This is a genomic window from Nocardia amamiensis NBRC 102102 (assembly GCF_001612745.1).
Taxonomy (GTDB): Bacteria; Actinomycetota; Actinomycetes; order Mycobacteriales; family Mycobacteriaceae; genus Nocardia; species Nocardia amamiensis.
Genome location: NZ_BDBA01000475.1, coordinates 1 through 610, shown reverse-complemented (window position 1 = coordinate 610; position 610 = coordinate 1). Strand labels below are relative to the sequence as shown.

Below are 610 nucleotides of genomic sequence, written 5' to 3'. Positions count from 1 at the left end.
CTAGTACTGCAACTGCACTCGCCTGGTTCGTTGTAATGGTGTTGTCGGGTATTGGACCTGTCCGAATGCCTGCCTCCTCTTGGCCTTGTCGATGTACTGACGAACACGCAGACCTCGTGACGAAAGGCCGCCCTCGAGGGCGTGGGTGGGGTGCTGGATGATGGGCGGGTGCTGGTGCGCACGGAGAAGATGCCGCAGATCCCGCAGCGGCCGATTAAAGTTCGGGTTCACGCACCCGTTGGCGTCGCCGAGGTGCTCTGGCGAGGCGATCCGCAAGAGCCCGACGGTCAGCACCTCGTCGAGTGGGCCGTCGATGACGACATTTTCTGGGGGCGTAACACTCAGCTGGCCTCACTTCCCGAGCCAGGTCTCCGGCAGGAAGGCGACCGAGTGATCATGCGTGGGCGGCTTCATCTGACCGAGGACGGCGCCGCGTACCTGCAGATGGGTGACTCACCGATTCTGTTCGATCTTGGATCACCACTCCCTGCCAGTACCGACGGCGCCTGGGTAGAGATCAGCGTCGAAGCAGGCAATGTTGCCCTCTACCCGTATCAGAGCTGACCTCACTTGTAGCCGTTCCAGGAGGCGTCGCGTTTGGTGCCGGCCC

The 610-nt window shown here is 62.3% G+C and carries 1 protein-coding gene; it reads left to right on the top strand.

What is annotated here, in order from left to right; translation table 11 throughout:
• Positions 1 to 141: 141 nt before the first annotated feature.
• Positions 142 to 564 carry a hypothetical protein gene (locus NA4_RS38495; protein WP_218022548.1) on the top strand — a complete coding sequence of 141 codons (423 nt, stop codon included), beginning with the start codon at positions 142 to 144 and terminating at the stop codon, positions 562 to 564.
• Positions 565 to 610: the final 46 nt, after the last annotated feature.